The sequence below is a fragment of the Aureimonas sp. AU12 genome (genome assembly GCF_001463705.1).
GTDB lineage: Bacteria > Pseudomonadota > Alphaproteobacteria > Rhizobiales > Rhizobiaceae > Aureimonas.
In genome coordinates this window covers 1-22,261 of sequence record NZ_BBWH01000028.1, presented here as the reverse complement: position 1 = coordinate 22,261, position 22,261 = coordinate 1, and the positions used below count along the sequence as shown (strand labels likewise).

At 68.4% G+C, this 22,261-nt stretch carries 17 protein-coding genes and 1 tRNA gene; 6 read left to right on the top strand and 12 right to left on the bottom strand.

Annotated elements, in window-relative coordinates; genetic code table 11:
- Positions 1-322 precede the first annotated feature (322 nt).
- The 6 genes from ugpB to AUL33_RS11385 form a co-directional block, all read right to left on the bottom strand.
- Entirely contained in the window at positions 323-1,630 is a 1,308-nt protein-coding gene (gene ugpB / locus AUL33_RS11410) for a sn-glycerol-3-phosphate ABC transporter substrate-binding protein UgpB (protein ID WP_062207688.1), read from the bottom strand.
- Between the two features lie 163 nt (positions 1,631-1,793).
- Entirely contained in the window at positions 1,794-3,314 is a 1,521-nt protein-coding gene (gene betC / locus AUL33_RS11405; RefSeq protein ID WP_062207686.1) for a choline-sulfatase, read from the bottom strand.
- A 141-nt stretch (positions 3,315-3,455) separates the two neighbouring features.
- Positions 3,456-4,610, bottom strand: coding sequence for a glycosyltransferase 61 family protein (locus AUL33_RS11400; RefSeq protein WP_062207684.1), 1,155 nt, complete (start codon positions 4,608-4,610; stop codon positions 3,456-3,458).
- A gap of 313 nt (positions 4,611-4,923) precedes the next feature.
- Positions 4,924-5,865: a choline ABC transporter substrate-binding protein gene (choX, locus tag AUL33_RS11395; RefSeq protein ID WP_062207683.1), complete on the bottom strand. Its 942-nt coding sequence runs from the start codon at positions 5,863-5,865 to the stop codon at positions 4,924-4,926.
- 224 nt (positions 5,866-6,089) lie between these two features.
- On the bottom strand, positions 6,090-9,233 hold the full coding sequence (locus AUL33_RS11390) for an efflux RND transporter permease subunit (protein ID WP_062207682.1): 3,144 nt from the start codon (positions 9,231-9,233) through the stop codon (positions 6,090-6,092).
- 1 nt (position 9,234) lies between these two features.
- On the bottom strand, positions 9,235-10,377 hold the full coding sequence (locus AUL33_RS11385) for an efflux RND transporter periplasmic adaptor subunit (RefSeq protein WP_082652530.1): 1,143 nt from the start codon (positions 10,375-10,377) through the stop codon (positions 9,235-9,237).
- Positions 10,378-10,610: 233 nt separating this feature from the next.
- Between AUL33_RS11385 and AUL33_RS11380 the strand changes: the two genes are divergently transcribed.
- The 5 genes from AUL33_RS11380 (at position 10,611) to AUL33_RS11360 (ending at position 14,183) form a co-directional block, all read left to right on the top strand.
- A complete protein-coding gene (locus AUL33_RS11380; RefSeq protein ID WP_062207679.1) occupies positions 10,611-11,774 on the top strand; it encodes an ABC transporter permease in 1,164 nt (387 codons plus the stop codon).
- Positions 11,771-12,712, top strand: coding sequence for an ABC transporter ATP-binding protein (locus AUL33_RS11375; protein WP_062207677.1), 942 nt, complete (start codon positions 11,771-11,773; stop codon positions 12,710-12,712). The genes AUL33_RS11380 and AUL33_RS11375 overlap by 4 nt, the downstream gene beginning before the upstream one ends.
- Positions 12,709-13,485 (top strand): ABC transporter permease, encoded by a 777-nt coding sequence (locus AUL33_RS11370; protein WP_374754424.1) that lies wholly within the window; start codon positions 12,709-12,711, stop codon positions 13,483-13,485. The genes AUL33_RS11375 and AUL33_RS11370 overlap by 4 nt, the downstream gene beginning before the upstream one ends.
- A 125-nt stretch (positions 13,486-13,610) precedes the next feature.
- A tRNA-Arg gene (locus tag AUL33_RS11365) sits at positions 13,611-13,687 on the top strand.
- Positions 13,688-13,889: 202 nt separating this feature from the next.
- On the top strand, positions 13,890-14,183 hold the full coding sequence (locus AUL33_RS11360; RefSeq protein ID WP_062207675.1) for a hypothetical protein: 294 nt from the start codon (positions 13,890-13,892) through the stop codon (positions 14,181-14,183).
- Here AUL33_RS11360 and AUL33_RS11355 read toward each other — a convergent pair whose 3' ends face one another.
- Positions 14,184-14,372 carry a hypothetical protein gene (locus AUL33_RS11355; RefSeq protein WP_156419380.1) on the bottom strand — a complete coding sequence of 63 codons (189 nt, stop codon included), beginning with the start codon at positions 14,370-14,372 and terminating at the stop codon, positions 14,184-14,186.
- Positions 14,373-15,222: 850 nt separating this feature from the next.
- On the opposite strand from AUL33_RS11355, the gene AUL33_RS11350 reads away from it, so the two are divergent.
- A complete protein-coding gene (locus AUL33_RS11350) occupies positions 15,223-16,845 on the top strand; it encodes an ABC-F family ATP-binding cassette domain-containing protein (RefSeq protein WP_062207671.1) in 1,623 nt (540 codons plus the stop codon).
- A 436-nt stretch (positions 16,846-17,281) separates the two neighbouring features.
- On the opposite strand, the gene AUL33_RS11345 is transcribed toward AUL33_RS11350, so the two are convergent.
- From AUL33_RS11345 to AUL33_RS11325, 5 genes are all read right to left on the bottom strand, one after another.
- On the bottom strand, positions 17,282-18,373 hold the full coding sequence (locus tag AUL33_RS11345) for a spore photoproduct lyase family protein (protein ID WP_156419379.1): 1,092 nt from the start codon (positions 18,371-18,373) through the stop codon (positions 17,282-17,284).
- A gap of 140 nt (positions 18,374-18,513) precedes the next feature.
- Positions 18,514-19,494: an aldo/keto reductase gene (locus AUL33_RS11340; RefSeq protein WP_062207669.1), complete on the bottom strand. Its 981-nt coding sequence runs from the start codon at positions 19,492-19,494 to the stop codon at positions 18,514-18,516.
- Positions 19,495-19,808: 314 nt separating this feature from the next.
- Positions 19,809-20,588: an ABC transporter ATP-binding protein gene (locus AUL33_RS11335; RefSeq protein ID WP_202815300.1), complete on the bottom strand. Its 780-nt coding sequence runs from the start codon at positions 20,586-20,588 to the stop codon at positions 19,809-19,811.
- Positions 20,585-21,562: an iron chelate uptake ABC transporter family permease subunit gene (locus AUL33_RS11330; RefSeq protein ID WP_062207668.1), complete on the bottom strand. Its 978-nt coding sequence runs from the start codon at positions 21,560-21,562 to the stop codon at positions 20,585-20,587. The genes AUL33_RS11335 and AUL33_RS11330 overlap by 4 nt, the downstream gene beginning before the upstream one ends.
- Positions 21,559-22,261, bottom strand: a 703-nt coding sequence (locus AUL33_RS11325) for an iron ABC transporter permease (protein ID WP_156419378.1), incomplete at its 5' end; no start/stop codon positions are given. The genes AUL33_RS11325 and AUL33_RS11330, both read right to left, overlap by 4 nt.

Here is a 22,261-nt window from a genome sequence, read left to right as displayed (position 1 = left end):
CTTGACCCGAAATCCATTCCGATACCTGTCCGGTCGGCATGGGCAAGAGTTGACGACTTTGAGACATGGATCCCGGCTCAAGGCCGGGATGACGAGAGGTTTGGATGGAGAGGAGGCGGCAGGTTCAGAGGAGAGACACGTTGCGGCAGGCGCAGAGAGAAGAGGGAGAGGGAGAGGGTGTGTGACGGGCCCTGACTATTCGGCCGCGGACCAATGACATCCCAATGGCGAGCCACTCCGTTCAGATCAGCACCACAAACAGCCGCCGCCGCCTCCTGAACTCCACACGCCCCTGCTCAACCCCGCCCGCCCCGCTCGCGCCCTACTGCGCCACGGCCTGCGCGATCGCCGCGTTGGCGCGTTCGACGATCTTCGCCACAGCCGTCTTGGCGTCCTGCGTGCCGTTGAGCATCGCCTCGAACTCCTCGTTCTCGATGTCGCGGACCTGCGGCAGGTTGACGAGACGCACGCCCTTCGAGTTCTCGGTCGGGGCCTTGCCGAGCATCTGCAGGATCGGCGTCTCGCGGCCCGGGTTCTTCTCGTAGAAGCCGGACGCCTTCGTCGCCTCGTAGGCGGCGAGCGTCACCGGCAGGTAGCCGGAGACCTGATGCAGGCGCGACTGGATGTCGGTCTGCGACAGGAAGCCGAAGAAGGCCGCGACGCCCTTGTACTCGGCATCCGACTTGCCGCCGAAGACCCAGAGACTGGCCCCGCCCGGAATGGTGTTCTGCGGGCCGGAGCCCTTCGGGTCGTAGGGAAGCTGGCCGATGCCGTAGTTCATCCCGGACTTCACGACGTCGCCCAGGCCACCCGAGGATTCCGTCAGGATGCCGCATTCGCCCGAGAGGAAGAGCTGCTTGGCCTCGGCGGTGCGCCCGCCGTAGCGGAACGTGCCGTCCTTGGCGAGATCGGCGATCGCCTGGAAGTGGTCGACGAAGATCGGCGCGTCGATCTGCAGCTTGACGTCGAGACCGGCGAGGCCGTTCTCGTTGGTGCCGTAGGGCACGTTGTTCCAGGCTGCGAAGTTCTCGGTCTGGATCCAGGTCATCCAGGTCGTGGTGAAGCCGCAGGGGGCGGCACCCGAGGCCTTGATCTTTTTCGCAGCATCAAAAACCTCGGGCCAGGTCTTCGGCGGATTGGCGGCGTCGAGCCCGGCCTTCTGGAACACGTCCTTGTTGTAGTAGAGGATCGGCGAGGACGAATTGTAGGGGAAGGACAGCATCGTGCCGTCGGACTTGGAATAGTAGGAGACGATGCCCGGCAGGTATTTCGACTTGTCGAAGGTCTGCCCGCCCTCTTCCAGCACCTCGGCGGCCGGCTTGATCGCGCCCTCGGCACCCATCATCACGCCGGTGCCGGCGTCGAAGACCTGGATGATCGCAGGCGGCTGGCGGGCGCGGAAGGCGGCGATGCCGGCGTTCAGCGTCTCGGGATAGGTGCCCTTGAAGACCGGCGTGATCTTGTAGTCGGCCTGCGAGGCGTTGAACTCCTTGGCGAGCGTCTCCACCACCTCGTTGTTGGCGCCGCTCATCGCGTGCCACCACTGGATCTCGGTCGCCGCGAAGGCGCCCGTCGTGGTGGCGAGAAGGGTCGCGGCCATCAGGGCCGCACGGGTCGGGGTGGTCGTCATGGTCAGGCATCGCTCCCAGCGCTGCGGCCTCGTCGGGCCACGGTCGACGGCGCCTCCCAGCCCCGCCGACCTTCCAATCGCATGACAGACTTATGACAGTTGCGCGACACTCGCCAAGGGCTCATCCACAGCGCGCCGTTGTGCGCCGCAACCGTGACGCCCGTCACTCGCCGCGGGGAAAGCGCTGCTGATCCTCGAGATTGTCGAGGTTCATGTGGTTGCGCATGTAGCGCTCCGAGGCGCGCTGCAGGGGCTGGAAGTCCCACGGATAGTAGGCGCCGTTGCGCAGGGCCTCGTAGGTGACGTGGCGCCGGGCCTGGCTCTGGCGCACCTCCGCGTCGAAGCGCGGGAGATCCCACAGCCGCTTCGCCTGCGCGTCGAAGCCCGCGACGATCTCGGCATGGGCGGGATCTGCGGCGAGATCGCGAAGCTCGGACGGGTCGGCTTCGAGGTCGAAGAGCTGGTCGGGATCGGCGGGGCAGCGGTTGAACTTCCAGCGGCCCTGCCGGATCGAGACGAGCGGCGCCACCGACCCTTCCGCGGCATATTCCATCCGCACCGGCTCGGCGCGCTCGCCCCGGCGCGCCGTGTCGAAGAGCGAGATCCCGTCGAGCCAGGCGGCGGAGGGGCCGAGATCGAGGCCGACGAGTTCGGCGAGCGTCGGCAGCACGTCGAGCGTCGAGACCGGCTGCATGTAGGGGCCGGCGGGGATACCGGGGGCGCAGATCATCAGCGGCACGCGGGCCGAGCCCTCGAAGAAGTTCATCTTGAACCACAGGCCGCGCTCGCCCAGCATGTCGCCGTGGTCGGAAACGAAGAGGATCGCGGTGTCCTCCAGCATCCGTGTGCGCTCCAGCACGTCGATGAGCTCGCCCACCTTCTCGTCGATATAGGAGATGTTGGCGTAATAGGCGCGGCGCGCGCGGGCGATCTGCGCCTCGCCGATGCGATAGGCGTGGTCGTCGCAGGCCATCATCAGGCGCTGCGAATGCGGGTCCTGCTCGCCGAAGGGAATGCGCTCGACCACCGGCTCCAGCGCCGTGCCGTCGTCGTAGAGGTCGAAGAAGCGGCGCCGGGCGACATAGGGGTCGTGCGGATGGGTGAAGGAGACCGTCAGGCAGAAGGGCCGGGCGTCGTTGCCGCGCGCATAGTCGTAGAGCTTGGCGGTGGCGAAATGGGCCACCTCGTCGTCGTATTCGAGCTGGTTGGTGATCTCGGCGACCCCCGCTCCCGTCACCGAGCCGAGATTGTGATACCACCAGTCGATCCGCTCGCCGGGCTTGGTATAGTCCGGCGTCCAGCCGAAATCGGCGGGGTAGACATCGGTGGTCAGCCGCTCCTCGAAGCCGTGGAGCTGGTCGGGGCCGACGAAGTGCATCTTGCCCGAGAGGCAGGTGCGATAGCCCGCGCGCCGCAGATGATGGGCGAAGGTCGGGATGTCGGAGGCGAATTCGGCGGCATTGTCGTAGACGCGCGTCTTCGAGGGCAGCTGGCCGCTCATGAAGGAGGCGCGCGCGGGGGCGCAGAGCGGGCTCGCCGCATAGGTGTTGACGAAGCGCGCCGAGCGCGCCGCCAGCGCCTTGAGGTTCGGCGCATGCAGGAAGCCCGCCGGCCCATCCGGGAACAGCGTGCCGTTGAGCTGGTCCACCATGATGACGAGGATGTTGGGGCGGGCGACGTTCATGCGGGCGGAACTCGGTTGGCTCGTACGGGCAGGCGAGGCTTACGGCGCGCGGCGCCGACAGGCAATCGCGGGCGTAGGTTTGGGCGGGATCGATCGCGCCCAAACCCCTTTTGGATGGAACGGGACGCGTCATTCAGGCGGCTAGGGCTTGATGGTCCAGTGCAGACCACCCGTTAAAATAGAGCGTACGAGACGGAGCGCCCCCGCTGCGTTCCAGCCGTTGCCACCTCGCATTTCGGCCAGATACGTTCGCATATCTTTGATCGCACAGGCTCTGTAGGCCCAAGCCGAAAAGGATCGCCGGATCGGAATGCCCGCTTCCATCATGACCTTCGTGACACGACGCGGTTTCAAGACCGAGACGCCGCGGCTGAGCATCGGCAGGCCATTGTTCGGGTTGATCTGCAGAGATCCGAGGTAACGGGAAACGTCGGCTGTTACGTAAGCCACAGATCGGGCTTCCAGCGGCTTGCGAAGAATACGCGCCTGAAACGACCGCGGAATGAGTATCGTCTGCTTCATCATTCCAGAGCCCAGGAGTTCCGTACCGTGGCACGCCGACCCTTCGGCAAAGATGACGACATCGGCCTTGCGGTAGTGGTCCATCTGCACGGCGAATGGATGCTCTTCGGGATGGAAGATCGTGAAGCCCTGATCGATCAACGCCTTGTCGAGGTAGCTTTCTCCTAGAATGCCGCCGGCACGGGGCAAGCGAGAACGCGACACATACAGTCGTGGCGGGCGCCGGGTAGCGCCGAACAAGGCATCCAACTTTGGTCCCGAATACGCACGCAGGACGTCGGTATATCCCGGCTTTGGCGCGCTGTTGAGATGAGCACCTTGCTGCACAAGATGAAGCTTTGCGACCGTTGTATTCCGGTTGACGAAAACTGAATTGCTCCGGCCGATACCAAGAAATTCGAGCACTTCGGGCACTCTCTGCGAGACCCGATCGATGTCCATGTGTGATTCGTCGTCCTCTCCCAGGACGAAGAGGAACTTGCCGGGAAGCTTCAGCGCTCGCGCCGGGACAATGCGATGGATCATCTCCGACATGAAATGCCCGAAATGACCGAAGATGGGCCCGGCATAGATGTACTCGCCGTCGAGGTGGTGGGGGTAACTCAAGACGTTGCGAACATGGTCAAATGGTTCATCGTGACGATGATGCCGAAACTTCTGCAACTCGGGGGATAGAAGGACAGGTCCGCCTCGAAAGCCGATAGGAAAGTCCACGATGGGATGCTGAAACGCTTGGACCTTTGCCATGTCGATCGAAGCATGTGCGATTTCCATGCGGTTCAAGCTACCACGCTCTCCGATCGTTCTCATTATGTTCTATCTGCTGCTCAAGATGATCGTTGGGCGAGCCGGGCTCGCGCGTAGGCAGCGCGTTGCCATCGCCGATCGTACCGCGTTCCGTCCAGCGCTCGCAATCGGCTCAGATTAATGGCTTCCAACCCTGCCCCTCCTCGTCGCACAGGCCGAGCCGGGGCTCGCATGTCCGGGAGACTTTCCGCTGACCTCGCCACGGCGTCCCGTCGTCCCGGCCTAGAGCCGGAGGGACGAGACGCAGACAGCAGGTCAGAGAAGGAAACCCGCGAAGGCCTCAGCCCTCGATCTCGGCCTTCACCGCCGCCAGACCCGGCTGGCCGTCGAGCGTGGTGACGCCCGCGAGCCAGGGCTCGAGCACGGCCGGATTGGCCTTCAGCCATTCGGTGGCGGCCTTCTTGGGGTCGGTGCCCTCGGCAAGCTTGGCCATCATCTCGTTCTCCATCGGCACCGCGAACCGGAGCTGGCTGAAGAGCTTGGCGACGTTCGGGCACTCGGCCGCGTAGCCGGCGCGCGCGAGCGTGAAGACCTCGGCGCCGCCGTAGTTCGGGCCGAAGAACTGGTCGGCGCCCGACAGGTAGGTCAGGCCCATAGTGTTCATCGGATGCGGGGCCCAGGCGAGGAAGACGATCCAGTCCTTCGAGCGCTCCGCCTTCTGGACCTGCGCCAGCATCCCCTGCTCGGAGCTGTCGACGAGCTTCCAGTCCTTGAGGTTGTAGTCCGGCGCGTCGATCATCGACTGGATGTTGAGGTTGGCCGGGGCGCCCGGCTCGATGCCGTAGATCGCCTTCTTGAACTTGTCGGCGTTGGTGCCGAGGTCCTTCACATCCTTGACGCCGGCCTCGGCGACGTAGTTCGGCACGGCCAGCGTGAACTTGGCGCCCTCGAGGTTCTTGGTCAGGACGTCGGCCGACTTCTTGGCGTCGAGCTCGTCGCGGAACTTCTGCTGCGCCGGCATCCAGTTGCCGAGGAAGACGTCGATCTGCTTGTTGGCGAGCGACTGGTACCCGATCGGCACGGCCAGCGTCTCGATGTCGGCCTCGTAGCCGAGACCGTCGAGAACGGTGGAGGCAAGCGCGTTGGTGGAGGTGATGTCGCTCCAGCCGGGATCGGACATCTTGACGGTCTTGCAGCTGGCGGGATCGGCGGCCAGCGCCGGTGCGGCGAGCGCGGCGGCGGCGGCGAGAGCCAGAAGGGCGGGAGATGCGAATCGGGCCATGGAACACTCCGTTGCGGCAGGGCCGTTGCCATACCCCGCCTGCGAGACCTTGAACGAGCGCTCAATGAGCGACCCGCCGACCACACGCATCAGGGGCAACGAAGCGGCGCGATGCAAGGCAAATCTGCGGGGGAAAACGCCGCCGTCCCCCGTCTGACGCCATCGCGATACTCCTGTCGCATCGCGGATATCGAACGCCCGTTCAAGCGGGCCGTCCGCCGATCTCACTCGGCGGGGTGGGCGGCGACGTCGTCGGCCGAGCGCGGCAGGAAGCGGCGGGTGCGTCGGCGGAAGCCGTCGAGATAGGTCAGCACCACCGGCACGAAGACGAGCGTCAGCACCGTCGAGGAGATCAGCCCGCCGATCACCGCATGGGCCATCGGCGCGCGCTGCTCGCCGCCTTCGCCGAGCCCCAGCGCCAGCGGCATCATGCCGAAGATCATCGCCAGCGTGGTCATGACGATGGGGCGAAGGCGCACCGCGCCGGCCTCTGCCAGGCTGTCGCGCAGCGACAGGCCGCGCGCCACGCCCTGGTTGGAATAATCGACGAGGAGGATGGCGTTCTTCGTCACAAGGCCCATCAGCATGATGAAGCCGATGATCGAGAAGATGTTAAGCGTCGAGCCGGTGACGAGGAGGCCGATGAGCACGCCGATGAGCGAGAGCGGCAGCGAGGTCATGATCGCCAGCGGCTGCAGGAAGGAGCCAAACTGCGAGGCGAGGATGAGGTAGATGAAGATCACCGCCAGCGCGAGCGCTTGCACGGCATAGCCGGTGCTCTCCGCCATGCTCTCGGCGTCGCCGCCGAAGGAGATCCGGTAGCCGGGGGGCAGCGTGATGCCGGCGATGACGCGTTGCAGGTCTGTCGTCACCTCGCCGAGCGCGCGCCCGTCGACATTGGCGGAGATGCGCACCTCGCGCGACAGGTCGCGCCGGTTGACCGAGGACGGCGCGACGCTGTCGACGACGTCGGCCACCTGATCGAGCGCCACCGTCACCGGCCGGTTTTCCGCATCGCGCCGCCCGGTGGCGACGGTGAGCGCGCGAAGCTGAGCGGCGCGCGCGCGCGCTTCGCCGGGCAGGCGCACGTTGACGTCGTAGGTCTCGCCGTCCGGCGCGTTCCAGACCGAGACGGCATCGCCCGCCACGAGCGGGCGCAGCGTGTCGCCGATCTGCTGCAGAGTGATGCCGAGATCGCTGGCGGCCTCGCGGCGCACGCGCACCGCCAGCGTCGGCTGCTCGTCCTCGATCGAGGATTCCACCTCCACTGCGCCGGGGATCGCCCGCAGCGCCTGCGTGATCCCGCCCGAGATGCGGCGAAGTTCGGCGTCGCCGTCGCCGAGCACCGAGAGTTGCAGCGGCTTGGACGAGGCCCCGCCCCCGCCCCCGCCGCCGAGCGAGGCCTGGTTGATCGAGAGGGTGAGACCGGCGACGCGGGCGAGATCGCGCCGCAGCGGATCGATGATCGCGGCGATGGCGCGTGTGCGCTCGGTGATCGGCTTCAGCGTCACGGCGACGGTCGCGGCGTTGAAGCCGCGGGCGCCGCTGGCGTTGATGGTCGAATAGAGATGGGCGACCTCGGGCACGGTGCGCAGGATGCGCTCGACCTGCGCCACCTTCACCGCCGTGTAGTCGAGCGAGGAGCCTTCCGGCGCCTCCAGCGACACCGTGAACTCGCCATTGTCGCCCTGCGGCACGAACTCGGCGCCGATGCGCGGCACGAGCGCGAGGCTGGCGCCGAACATCGCGAGCACCGCCACCACCGTGACGATGCGATGGCGGAAGCTCCAGCGGATGAGGCGGGCATAGCCGCCCGCCAGCCGCTCGAAGCCCCGGTCGAAGCGCGCCACCAGCCGGCCCAGGGGCCCGCGCCGGGCGCCGGGCTGCGAATGCGGATCATACCAGACGCTCGACAGCATCGGGTCGAGCGTGAAGGAGACGAAGAGCGAGATCAGCACGGCCACCGAGACGGTCACGCCGAACTGCAGGAAGAAGCGGCCGATGATGCCGCCCATGAAGGCCACCGGCAGGAACACCGCGACGATCGACAGCGTCGTCGCCAGCACCGCGAGGCCGATCTCGTTCGTGCCGTCGAGCGCCGCCTGCCGGTGCGACTTGCCCATGGCGAGATGGCGCGTGATGTTCTCGCGCACCACGATGGCGTCGTCGATCAGGATGCCGATCGCCAGCGACAGCGCCAGCAGCGTCATCGTGTTCAGCGTGAAGCCGAGGGCGTGGATCACCGCGAAGGTGCCGATCACCGAGATCGGCAGGGTCAGGCCGGTGATGACGGTGGAGCGCCAGGAGTTGAGAAAGAGGAAGACGATCGCGACCGTCAGGCAGGCCCCCTCGATCAGCGTGCGCTGCACCTCGGAGACCTGCGCGCTGATCGAGCGCGAATTGTCGCGCGAGACCGCGAGCTGGATGCCCTGCCCGCCGAGTTCTCCCTGCAGCACCGCGATCTCGGCGCGAAGATTGGCCGCGACCTCCACCGTGTTGGCGCCCTGCACCTTCACCACGTCGATGCCAAGCGCGGGCACCCCGTCGCGGCTGGCGCGGCTGGTGAGTTCCGCCCCGCCTTCGCGCACCGCGGCGAAGTCGGAGAGATAGATCGGCGCGCCGCCCTCCTGCGCCACGATGATGCGCTCGAAGCCCGCGACGTCGGCGACGCGGCCCTCCACCGTGACCGTGCGTTCGTCGTTGCCCGACGTCAGCGTGCCCGCCGCCACGTCCTGGTTCTCCCGGCGGATGGCATCGAGCACGGCGGTGACGCCGACGCCCAGCGCCTCCAGGCGCTCGGGATCGAGATCGACCTGGATCTGCCGCTCGGCCCCGCCGACGATCGAGGTCTGGCCGACGCCGGACACGACGTTCAGCCGCTTGGTGATGATCTGGTCGGCAACCGTAGTGATCTCGGTCAAGGACAGGGTCGGCGAGGAGACGGCGACCGAAAGGATCGGCTGGTCGTCGGGGTTGAAGCGCGTCACCTGCGGGGTGTCGACGCCGTCGGCAAAGCCCGCCTCCAGCCGCGAGACGCGGTCGCGGACCTCCTGCGCGGCGGTGCGCGAGTCCGTCTCCAGCGTGAACTCGACGATCACCAGCGAGCGGCCCTCGTAGGATTGCGAGGAGATCGTGTCGACGCCGCCGATCGTGTTGACGGCCTGCTCCACCGGCCGCGTGATCTCGCTCTCGACCGTTTCGGGCGAGGCCCCGGAATAGGTGGTGGAGACCACGACCACCGGCAGGTCGACCTCGGGAAACTGGTCGACGCCGAGCCGCGAATAGCCGAACAGGCCGATCACCACGATCGCCGCCATCATCATCGTGGCGAAGACGGGATGGGCGACGGAGATGCGGGTGAGGAACATCTCAGCCGAGATCCGCGCCGAGATCGACGATCGTCACCTCGGTGTCGGGCTTGAGGTCCGGCAACGGCGCGGTCACCACGACATCGCCGACGTTCAGACCGCGAGCGATCTCCACCGTGCCGCGGTCCGTGAAGACGGTGCCGGTCTCGACGCCGCGCCGGGTGACGCGCCCGTCCGCGGCCGCGAGCACGAAGCTCCCCGTCTCGTCGCGCCGGATGGCGGAGGCCGGCAGCGCGATGACCTGCGGAAAGCTCTCGACCGTGATCTCGCCGGTGGCGAAGAGCCCGCCGCGCAGCAGCCCCTCGCGATTGTCCACCGCGAGGAACACCCGCACCGCGCGCGATCCCGCCACCGCCACGGGGGCAATGCGCGCGACCTGCGCCTCCAGCACCCGGCCGGTGGTTCCCTCCAGGCGGATCGCGGCGCGCTGCCCGACGCGCACCTCCGAGATCCGACTCGTCGGCACCATCGCCTCGATCTCCATGCGCGAGAGATCGACGACGCTCAGAAGCTCGGTGTTGACGGGAACGCTCTGGCCCGGCTCCACCTTGCGCTCGGAGACGACGCCGGCAAACGGGGCCGTCACCACGGCGTCAGCGAGCGATTTGCGGGCATCGGCGACACTGGCTTCAATGGCCCGCACCTGCGCATCGAGATTGAGGAGATCGGCCTCGGCCGAGAGCTGCGTCGCCTCGGACGAGATGCCGGCGGTGCCGAGCTTGCGGGCGCGCTCCAGCACCGAGGCGGCCAGCCGCCGCTGCGCGTTGCGCGCTTCGAGATTGGCGAGCTGCGCGTCGAGCGCCGACTGCAGCGCCACCGTGTCGAACCGCGCCAGCACGGCGCCGGCTTCCACGGCGTCGCCGACCTCGACGCCGACCTCGGCGATGCGGCCCGAGACCTCGGCGGTGACGAGGGCCTGCCGGCTCGGCGTCGCCGACCCCGAGACGCGGATGGTGCGGGAAACGTCCTGGCGCGCGACTTCGGTCACCTCGAGGCTGGCAAGCTCGGTCGGCGCGGCCACCACGACGACGGGGGGCGTCGCGGCGTCGGAGACGGTGCGGCTGCGCTGCCAGCCGAGCGCGCCGGCGCCCGCCACCGCGACGACGGCCAATGCGATCCCAGTCTTTGCGAGCCTGCCGGCCATGCCTGTTCCAAATCCATTCGCGAGGGGTCGGACGATTCCAGACCCTCTAGCCGAGAACGCCGGCCTTAGCGTGGCCGCCGGGTTACGAAACATTGCGGCGATGCGCCGGCCGCGATGTCGCACGGTACCGCTCCAAAGGTGACGCGCGCCGCCGCCGCCCCATAATCACCCCTGAGATGGGACGGGAACCACCGTGCCGCCAGATCGGCTCGATCGCCGCAGGGAGGGTGGGCATGGCAAGACGCTGGGACAAGCTCGGCATCCCCGTCGCCGCACTGGCGCTTTTCGCCGTCGCCATCGCGCCCTTCGCGGTGTTTCGCGCCAATCGCATCGTGGCGGGCGAAACGCGGTCCCTGTTCGATGCGCTGCCGATGCCCGGTGCGCTCGCAGTCTTGGCAGTCGTGGTGGCTGTGGCCGCGGTCGCCGTTCTGCGCACGCCCGCCGGTCTGCGTCTCGTGGGCTCGATCGCCGCCATCGCGGCGGTTCTCGTCGGCATCGGCCTTGCCCCCGCCCATCTCGTCGCGGCCGGCAACAGCTATGCGCGCGTCTCGCCGGGCTCGGGCGTCTGGCTGGCGCTCTTCGCGTTCGCGCTGATGGCCGCCGACGCCCTGACCCGGCTCCGGCCGCCGCCGCTCGTGCGCATCGGCGCCCTCATGCTGGTCGCCGTCGCCTTCGCGCTGCTGCTGCGCTCCGGCCTCTTCGACGGGCTCTCGGTCCTCAAGGAATATGCCGGCCGGGCCGACAGCTTCCGGCGCGAGGCAGGCCAGCACGTGATGCTGGCGATGGGCTCGCTGGCCGCCGCGGCGATCGTCGGCCTGCCGCTCGGGGTGGCCTGCCACCGCTCGAAGCGCCTGCGCGAGCCGCTGCTCGGCGGGCTGAACATCGTACAGACGATCCCCTCGATCGCGCTGTTCGGTCTGCTCATCGCCCCGCTCGGCTGGGTCGCCGCGCATGTGCCCGGCGCCTATGCCGTCGGCATTCGCGGCATCGGCGCGGCGCCGGCGCTCATCGCGCTCTTCCTCTATTCGCTGCTGCCGGTGGTCGCCAACACGGTTGCCGGGCTCGTCGGCGTGCCGCGCGCCGCCGATGACGCGGCGCGGGGCCTCGGCATGAGCGACCGCCAGCGCCTGTTCCAAGTGGAGCTGCCGCTGGCCTTCCCGGTGATCCTCACGGGGATCCGCATCGTGCTCGTCCAGAATATCGGCCTTGCCACGATCGCGGCGCTGATCGGCGGCGGCGGCTTCGGCGTCTTCGTCTTCCAGGGCGTCGGCCAGACGGCGATGGACCTCGTGCTCCTCGGCGCCCTGCCCACCGTCGCCCTCGCCTTCGCCTCCGCCGTGGTGCTCGACGCCGCCGTCGAACTGGCCTCCCCCGCGAGAAAAGGTCGCCCCGCATGATCGAGATCCGCAACGTCACCAAGCGCTACGGCGACGCGCTCGTGGTCGACGACGTCTCGCTCGTCATCGAGCCGCGCACCATTGCGGCGATCGTCGGCACGTCGGGCTCGGGCAAGACGACTGTCATGCGCATGGTCAACCGGATGACCGAGCCGAGCGAGGGCGCCATCCTCATCGACGGCGTCGACAATCGCACGATCGACGGGCCGGCGCTGCGTCGGCGCATCGGCTACGTCATCCAGGACCACGGCCTGTTTCCCCATCGAACCGTCGCCGAGAACATCGCCACCGTACCGCGGCTGCTCGGCTGGGACCGGCCGGCGCGCGAGGCGCGGGTGGGCGAGCTGCTCGACCTCTTCGGCCTCGAGCCGGCGCGCTTTGCCGCCCGCTATCCGCACGAGCTCTCGGGCGGCCAGCAGCAGCGCGTCGGCGTCGCCCGCGCGCTCGCCGCCCGGCCGAACATCCTCCTCATGGACGAGCCCTTCGGCGCGCTCGACCCGATCATCCGCGCCAAGGCGCAGGCCGATCTCCTTGCCGTCCAGCGCGCCACCGGCACCACGATCATCCTCGTCACCCACGACATGGAGGAGGCCGTGCATCTCGGCGATCGCATCGCGGTGCTCGACGCCGGCCGCCTCGTTCAGTATGCCGAGCCCGCCGAAATCCTCTCGCGCCCGGCCAACCGCTTCGTCGAGGACATGGTCGGCAGCGCCGACCGCGCCTTCAAGGTGCTCTCGCTCGCCAGCGTCGCGGGTCTCGTCGAGCCCGGCAGCGCCGAAGGCCCGGCGCTCCCGGCTAGCGCCAACCGGCGCGACGCGCTCGCCGAGCTCCTGTGGTCGAACCGCGCCGCCGCCCCGGTGATCGATGATGCCGGGCAGCCGCTCGGCATCGTCAGCGCTGCCGCGCTCATGGCCAGCGCGGCGGGGCCGCAGGCGTGACGCGCGCGATCGCGCTGCCGACACCGGGTCGGCTGCTGCGCCTCCTCGCGGCGCTGCTGCTTGCGGCGTTTCTCCTTCGCCCCAGCCTGTTCGCGCCGCTCCTACAGCCGCTGACCACGAACGGCGCGCCGGCGATCTACAACCAGGGCGATCTCCTCACGCTGACGCTCCAGCACCTGCAGCTCGTGGCGATGGCGACGCTCGCCGCCGCAGTGGTGGCCGTGACCATGGCGATCCTCGTGACCCGCCGCTTCGGCGCCGAGTTCCTGCCGCTGTCGCGAAGCCTCGTGAACATCGGGCAGACGTTCCCCCCGGTCGCCGTGCTGGCGCTGGCGGTGCCCGCCATCGGCTTCGGCGAGGCGCCGACGCTGATCGCGCTCTTCCTCTACGGCCTCCTGCCGATCTTCGAGACGACCCTCACGGGCCTCACCACCCTCCCCCCGGCGGTGATGGAGGCCGCGCGCGGGGTCGGCATGACCGGCTGGCAGCGGCTCTGGCGCATCGAGCTGCCGCTGGCGCTGCCGCTGATGGTGGCGGGCCTGCGCCTTTCGGCCGTCATCAATCTCGGCACCGCGACGATCGGCTCGACGGTCGGCGCGCGCACGCTCGGCGAGGTCATCATCGCCGGCCTCCTCTCCGACAACGCCGCCTTCGTGCTGCAGGGCGGCGCCATCGTCGCCATCCTCGCCGTCCTCCTCTACGACGCCCTCGCCTTCATCGAGCGCCGCCTCGTTCGCACGCCCGCCGCCGCCCGATCCGCCGATCCCGCCTGACGCCCGGCCAACCCGATGCCGGCGCAGAGCGGAGCGGAAAAGCCGTCTTGCCCGATCCCGCGGCGTCCTGTATCAAACCCCTGTCCCGGCCTCACCGCCGCGCCCGATGGCTCAACGCCGTCCTGGCACCCGTAGCTCAGCTGGATAGAGCGCTGCCCTCCGAAGGCAGAGGTCACTGGTTCGAATCCAGTCGGGTGCACCAAGTCTTTTAATGACCTAGCAGAGAAGTTCACCGGCTTCCCACACCGGCGCCCCACACAGCGATGCTGACGAACGGCTTGTGCGCTTACTCCCTCTTCCGTCTGTTCGATCACGATCGAAGCGGAGGAAGAGACATGCGGTGCAAGAGCTTGGGACGGTTTGCAGGTATTGCGGCGCTGTTGGCCCCTGTGAGTTGCCAGACCATGGAACAGGTCGAGGAGGACCGGAGCGCCCGGATCAGCGCCTTCCAGGGATCGACGATGGCGGATTTCAGCGGCGAGACGGGTCTGACCGCGTCCAGCCTCTACCCGATCACCGGCGGCCGGGTCTTCGTTGTCGACGGTCCGCCGGTCGCCTGGAGCTATGGCGGCTATTCGAACGTCACCGCCAGCCGCTTGCTGATCCAGACCGAGCTGAACGAGCGCGGCGCAACGGCAGACGGATGGACGATCGGCGGCACGACGCGCACCGGGCCTTGCCAGTTGCTGCCGATCTGATCAGGTCCGCTGCGAGATGACCGCCTGTGCGATTGCGAGGACGATGGCGTCCTCGACGAAGCCGGTCGTCGCCTGGCCGTAGCGCTCCATCGCCGGGCGTCGCAGGCCCAATCCGACGAAGGACGCGCCAACGGCTGCAGCCACCGCCAGAGCGGCGCCGGCGGGGCGGCGATCGGCCGGCGCGAGCACGGCGCCGATCCGCGGTCGCAAACCAAGTCGCGACGGCGTCAGGAGCGATCAGTCTGCGCAACCGGAATGTGGGCGAAGTGTCCATGAAGCCTCGACGCTGCAGCCGCCGCGTCCATGGCTTGGCTTGCCGCCGGCGTCCGCCGTATCGGGTGCCCTCGTCCTTCCTGCCGCCCGACGATCGGGGTGTGCTGATGATGCCGATCGACTGCGCGTCGGGGCGATGCGGGCGCGCACGATCGAGGATCTGAACCAGGTCGCGCAGTTCTACCTCACGCCGGAGTAGGACAGCGTCCAACCCGTCTTCGCGACGCAAGGCTTCTCCTTCGGCGGCCAGGGCCAGAACCTCGCCATGCTTTCGTGCGGCTGAAACCATTCGATGACCGAACGACCGGAGGGTCTTGGGGGGGTCGTCAAACGGCATGTCGGCATCGCAGACGGCCGTTCGGCTCTGGATCGATGTCTCGACAGCGATCCGATGGATTGGGCGGGCCAAGATCGAGCAACGCACACGGCGACGGCAATGCTGGCTGGCGCGAGGCGGTTTCGATCGGCACGATGCCTTCATCGTCGAGATGATCGCTGAGACGAAAGACATCACGCTCGACGAGATGATGAAGCGCCTGGCCGGCGGGGCTTTACGGCGTTCTCGCCTGGAAGGTGCGTGCCCCCCTCCCGCCCTTGGCCTTCCGGCCCCCGCTAATCCTCCGCCTTGGGTGCCTGAGACTGCGTGGACAGCGCGATGGCATGAGAGAGCCGGCAAAACGGAACATCGGGCGTCGCGGCCCCTTGCGCGACGGCGAGTGGGATGGTTTGAGGCGGCTCCATTCTCCCGACGACCTGGAATCCCCGCATGATCCGCTTTGAGAGCATCGGCAAGCAGAACGGCAAGCAGATCGTCTTCATCGAGGCGTCGGCGGCCCTCCAGCGCGGTGAGAAGATCGGCCTCGTCGGCCCCAATGGTGCGGGCAAGACGACGCTGTTCCGCATGATCACCGGCGAGGAACTGCCGGACGAGGGCCAGGTCGCGGTCGATCGCGGCGTGACGATCGGCTATTTCAGCCAAGATGTCGGCGACATGGCGGGCCGCAGCGCGGTGGTCGAGGTCATGGACGGCGTGGGACCGGTCAGCGCGCTGGCCGCCGAGATGGCGGCGCTGGAAGCGGCCATGGCCGATCCGACCAAGGCCGACGAGATGGACGAGATCATCACCCGCTACGGCGACGTGCAGGGCCGCTACGACGAACTCGACGGCTATGCGCTGGACGGGCGCGCCCGCGAAGTGCTGGACGGCCTCGGCTTCAGCCAGGCGATGATGGACGGCGACGTGGCCAAGCTGTCGGGCGGCTGGAAGATGCGCGTGGCGCTGGCGAAGATCCTCTTGATGCGCCCCGACATCATGCTCCTCGACGAGCCGTCGAACCATCTTGATCTCGAAAGCCTGATCTGGCTCGAAGGGTTTCTCAAGGGCTTCGACGGCGCCGTCTTGATGACGTCGCACGATCGCGAGTTCATGAACCGCATCGTCAACAAGATCCTCGAGATCGACGGCGGCGCGCTGACGTCCTATTCGGGCACCTACGAGTTCTATCGCCAGCAGCGCGCCATCGCCGAGGTGCAGCAGCAGGCGCAGTTCGAGCGCCAACAGGCGATGCTGGCCAAGGAAGTCGCCTTCATCGAGCGCTTCAAGGCGCGCGCCAGCCATGCCGCGCAGGTCCAGAGCCGCGTCAAGAAGCTCGACAAGATCGAGCGCGTCGAGCCGCCCAAGCGCCAGCAGACGGTGCGCTTCGAGTTCCAGCCGGCGCCGCGCTCGGGCGAGGACGTCGCGACGGTCAAGGGCGTGCACAAGCGGTATGGCGACCGCACCATCTACGACGCGCTCGACTTCCAGGTGCGCCGGCGCGAACGCTGGTGTGTCATGGGCGTCAACGGCGCGGGCAAGTCGACGCTGCTCAAGCTGATCGCCGGCACCTCGGAGCCCGACTCCGGGACGGTGACGCGGGGGCCGAGCGTCAAGATGGGCTATTTCGCCCAGCATGCGATGGAGGTGCTCGAAGGCGAGCGCACGGTGCTGCAGTCGCTGGAAGACCAGTTTCCGCAGGCAGGCCAGGCGCCCTTGCGCGGCCTTGCCGGCTGCTTCGGCTTTCACGGCGACGAGATCGAGAAGAAGTGCCGCGTCCTGTCGGGCGGCGAGAAGGCGCGGCTGGTCATGGCCAAGATGCTGTTCGACCCGCCGAACTTCCTCGTCCTCGACGAGCCAACCAACCATCTCGACATCGCCACCAAGCAGATGCTCGTCGAGGCGCTGTCGCGGTTCGAGGGCGCCATGCTGTTCGTCAGCCACGACCGTCATTTCCTGGCGGCGCTGTCCAACCGCGTGCTGGAACTGACACCGGAAGGCCCGCATCTCTACGGCGGCGGTTACTCAGAGTATGTCGAGCGAACGGGACAGGAAGCGCCGGGACTGCGGACTTGAGCTTCTTGTCGCTTTGACCGATCCCGCGAGCTGATGCTCGCAGGCACGCAAGGTCCTCGACGGGAACGAAGCCCTAGGTGCCGTTGTCGTCACGCTCAAGCTGTTCCCGATTCGGGAATGGCAACTGGGGCGAGCGGCGGGCGCTGATCGGGGACGGAATACGAAGGTCCGGGTTCGCTTGCCCGATGACCAAGATCCGCTGGAGGTTCCAAGCCTTCTCATGAAGGAGCCGGCGATCGCCAATCTCGATGGGCTGGGCGAGCCCGGTGAAGGCGGTCCGGCGCCGCCCGCGTGACCAGCGACAGCGTCAAGGTCTTCTGACGTCCAAGGAACGCTTTCCGGCGGTCCACCGGCTTCGCTCAGATCACGATGGCTCTGAACCCAAAGCCGGCGGGCCGCCGGTGCACCCGGGATGCCCACCCGACCGAGCCGACGTTCACGTCCAATACAGGATGCGGCTCCCCGGGAGCTCGGCCGCCAGTTCCGTCTCGAAGAAGCGCCGCAACGCGCCCATCGTCGGCGCATCGTAGACGTGCTTCACCGCGCCGAAGCGGGTGCGCTTCTCGCGCCTGCCGATCTCGCCGAGGTCGAGGTCCGAACCCGGATACCAACTTTCGAGAACGGTCTTCGATCCCGGCGAGAAGCGATGCGTGATGAGTTCCACCGTCAGATCGCCCCTGGCCGCGACATCGCCCAGGACCGCAAACACGTTGGAGATCAGGCCGCCATAAGCGTCCCGCCATCCATCGGCGGCGATGATCGGCGCGATGGTCAGTCCGATCGGATAGCCGGCATCCGCCATGCGCCGCAACGCATGCAACCGTTCGCCGACCGGGCTGGTGCCGCCTTCGAACCGTGCGAACTCCGCCGGGTTCAACGAGGCCCGCATACGGGTGCGCCCCCGGTGGTCGAGATCGAGAAGTGGCTCGACGGCGGCGAACTTCGTGGTGAACCGCAGCTGGACATCGGCCTCCCACCGTCCGAACCGCTCGATCAGCGACGATAGAGAACCGGTCAGATGGTCGATGCCAAGCGGGTCCGTATAGCAGGAGGCCTCGAAGGTCGTTCCCTCTCCGGCCCGCGTCGCACTCGCCGACGTGACGGCACCTCGGCCGAAGTAATCCGGCAGCACGCCGATGATCTCGTCGAGATTGGCGTAGACGCGCGTGATCGGCGGGCCTTTCAGCGAACCGGCGAGATAGCAGTAGCTGCAATGAGCCGGGCACCCTTCGGCGAGGTCGACACGCCAGTCGGCGCTGGGTGCGATGGGCTGGAGCTTCAGCTTGGACGGCGGCGCGACCACGATCGCCAATGTCGACTTCGCCCGAGCGTAGAAGCCGCTGGCATCGACATCGCGCTCCAGAGGCAAGCGATCGGACGGAAGGCGTTCCACGACGATGCCGAGCGCCTCGATCCGCTCGACCATGGCTCGACCGTGCGACCTCGCCACAGCCGACGGCGTGACCAGAACCCGTTTCGGGCGCCAGAGGCGAGAGGATCGGACGGGACGCTCGACGACGTGCATCATCTCAGCCAACGCAGCGGACGAAGAAGGTGTTCACCGGGTGCGGCAATGCCGCCGCCTGCTTTCAATTCACGGGTTCGGGATTGATGTAATGAAGGGCGATCGACGGGGCTGCGCCATGCAGGGCCGGGGGCCGGAACGGCTTACGAGAAGCCCGTCACGGCATGCGGAACATACGGCGCCTCGAGCGCCGCGATCTCTACGTCCGTCAGTCGAACCGAAAGGGCTGAGACCGCGTCGTCGAGGTGATGGGGCTTGGTCGCGCCGATGATCGGCGCCGAAACCGGGCTCGTCTGCAGCACCCAGGCCAGAGCGATCTGGGCGCGCGGCAGGCCGCGGGCCGCCGCCACGCCAGCCACCGCCTCCACCACCTTGCGGTCGGCCTCGGCGGTGTCGGCATAGAGTGTCCGACCGAACGTGTCGGTTTGCGACCGCTCGGTCGTCTCGTCCCAGTCGCGCGTCAGCCGTCCGCGGGCGAGCGGGCTCCAGGGGATGACACCGATCCCCTCCTCGCGGCAGAGCGGCAGCATCTCCCGTTCTTCCTCCCGGTAGAGGAGGTTGACGTAGTTCTGCATCGTCGAGAAGCGCGCCCAGCCCCGGCGCTCGGAGATCGCGAGCGCCTTGGCGAACTGATAGGCATGCATCGACGAAGCGCCGATGTAGCGGGCCTTGCCGGCGCGAACCACGTCGTTCAGCGCCTCCAGCGTCTCCTCGATCGGCGTTTCCGCGTCGAAGCGGTGGATCTGGTAGAGATCGACATAGTCCATGCCCAGGCGCTGCAGGCTGGCGTCGATCTCACCGAGGATCGCCTTTCGCGAGAGGCCGCCACCGTTCGGACCGGGCCGCATCCGGCCGTGGACCTTCGTCGCCACCACGACCTCGTCGCGGCGCGCGAAGTCCTTCAGCGCTCGCCCGACGATCTCCTCGCTGAATCCGTCAGAGTAGACGTTGGCGGTGTCGAAGAAATTGATGCCGAGATCGAGCGCCTTTCGGATGAAGGGCCGGCTTTCCGCCTCCGGAAGGGTCCAGGCGTGATTGCCGCGCGCCGGCTCGCCGTAGCTCATGCAGCCGAGGCACAGGCGGGAGACGTCGAGGCCGGTGCGACCGAGTTTCACGTAATCCATCGTCGTTCCCTCAGAAGGTCGCGGTCATCGGATTGGAGCCCTGCTCCTCGTTCCAACGCTCGTTGGTGACGAAGACCTCGCTCCGCAAAACGCCGGCCTGCCCCAAGCCTTCACCAACGCGGTGCTCGTTCTCGTCGGCATGAGATCCACGGACATCGACCGGATCGGGAACCCTCTTGCCACACTGGCCGGACAGATAGGGCTGATGGCGGTGAAGGCACGTCAGAGGCGCAAGACCTCACGCGGAACTCACACCCGTGGACCTGAAAACCAGATGAGCCTTCCGGCGACGTTTGGCTTTGCCATGGTACCCCTTACAGCGGCACCACCATGGGCGTGTCCGAAACCGGATCCCGGAGCACGCGGGCGGCCAGGGAAAAGGCGCGGGCGAGATGGGCTTCCGTCACGACCGCATCCGGCGGCCCCTCCGCGACGACGCCGCCCGGGCCGAGTAGCACCAGATGGTCCGAGAAGCGCGCGGCGAGGTTGAGATCGTGGAGCACGCAGACGATGGTGGTTCCAGCTTCCTGGTTGCGGCGGCGCAAAAGGCGCAGCACGTCGATCTGGTGCGGCAGGTCGAGCCAGGTCGTCGGCTCGTCGAGAAGGAGCACGGGCGTGTCCTGCGCCAACACGAGGGCGATCCAGGCGCGCTGGCGCTGGCCGCCCGACAGCTCGCCGAGCGGCCGCTCGGCCAGATCCGTCATCGCGACGGCACCCAGCGCCGCGGCGCAGGCCGCCCCGTCGGCCGCGCTCCAGGCCGCGAGCGCGCCGCGCCAGGGGGCCCGGCCGCGCCGGACGAGTTCGCCGACGGTGATGCCGTCGGGCGCGAGCGGCGCCTGCGGCAGGATGGCGAGCCGGCGCGCAAGGGCGCGGGTGTTCTGGGTCCGCACGTCTTCGCCTCCCAGCGTGACGCGGCCGCCGAGTGGCACGATGAGGCGCGCGAGCGCCCGCAGCAGCGTGGACTTGCCGCAACCGTTGGGCCCGAGGATCGTCGTCACCCGGCCCGGCGGCAGGGAGAGCGTCAGGTCATCGAGCACGCGGCGGTCGCGATAGCCGAGCGTCAGGTTCTCGGCGCGCAGGGTCAGGTCGCTCACAATTCGCCCTTTTCCATTTCGCGCGACAGCCGCCAGAGGAGGTAGGGCGCGCCGAGGAGCCCGGCGGTGACGCCGACCGGGAGTTGCACGCCGGGCAGCGCGGCCCGCGCCGCGAGGTCGGCGAGCACCATCACCAGCGCGCCGGCCCCGGCCGCCGAGGCAAGGCGCCCGCCGGCGCCGCGCGCGCCGGTCAGCCGGACGCCGAGCGGCATCGCCATCAGCGCCACGAAGGCAACGGGCCCGGCCACGGCGACGCCCGCCGCCGCCAGGAGCACCGCTGTTCCCATCAAGCCCCAGCGCGCCCGGTCGACAGACAAGCCGAGACCGGCGGCGAGGTCGCGGCCGAGTTCGAGAAGCGTCAAGGCGGGAACCTGCAGCGCTAGGAGCAGCGTGAGTGCCGCGCCGAGGGTCCAGACCTGCGCTGCATGGCCCCAGTTGCGCGCGGCGAGCGAGCCCGACACCCAGCGCTGCGCCTCGCTCGCCTGGTTCGTCGGCAGGGTCAGCGCCAGATAGGAGGCGAAGGCGGCGACGGTGAAGCCGACGCCGAGCCCGACGAGCACCAGCGTCAGCGTCGAGCCGGGATGGCCGGGGCGATGCGCCAGCGCGGCGACGAGAAGCGCCGCGGCGATGCCGCCCGCGGCCGCCGCGAGCGGAAGCGGCAGGGTGGCGCCCGCGGCAATTGCCGCCACGACGGCGAGACCCGCGCCTGCGTTGAAGCCGAGAATGTCGGGAGCGGCGAGCGGGTTGCGCAGGAGAGTCTGAAGGATCGCGCCGGACAGGCCGAGCACCGCGCCGGCGCCGAGCGCGGTGACGAGGCGCGGGCCGCGCAGGACGCGGATCGTCAGCGCGCCCGGCCCTTCGCCGCTCCAGAGCCCCTGCCACAGCGCCTGCGGTCCGAGCACGACCTCGCCCACCGCCAGCGACAGGAGCGTCGCGAGGATCAAGAGCACGGCGAGCAGGACGGCGCCCCTCACGTCTGCGGCCCCATGCGCAGGCGCCGCGCGATGAGGACGAAGACCGGCCCCCCGATGAGCGCCGTCATCAGCCCGACGCGAACCTCCGCTGGGGCGATCACCAGACGCCCCAGCGTGTCGGCGAGGAGGAGGATGCCGGCCCCGATGAGAGCGGAGACGGCGAGTTCGCTCCGCAGCGAATGACCGGCAAGGCGCCGGGCGATCGGGGGCACCATGAGGCCGAGAAAGGCGATCGGGCCCGCCACGGCGACGGCGGCGCCGGTCGTCAGCGTCACCACCGCGAGCGCGGCCGCCTGAGCCGGGAGAACGCGCGTCCCGAGGCCCCGCGCAAGCGCGTTTCCGAGCGCCAGCGTCTCCAGCCTGGGCGCGGCCGCGAAGGCGAGCGCCGCGCCGCCGAGCGCGATGAGCGCCATGGGTCCGAGCGGACGCTCGCCGGCCTGCGCGAGCGAGCCGTTGACCCAGAAGCGGAAGATGTCGAGCGAATCCGAGCGCGTCAGCACCACCGCCGAGACGACCGAGAGCAGCAGCGCGTTGAGGGCGGCGCCCGCCAGTACGAGGCGCACCGGGCCGACATCGCCGCGCAGGCCACCGCCGAGCGCGAAGACGGCGACCGAGGCGATCGCCGCGCCCGGAAAGGCGAGAAGCGAGAGGAAGCCGCTATCGGCTCGCAGAAAAAGAAGCGAACCGGCGACCACCGAG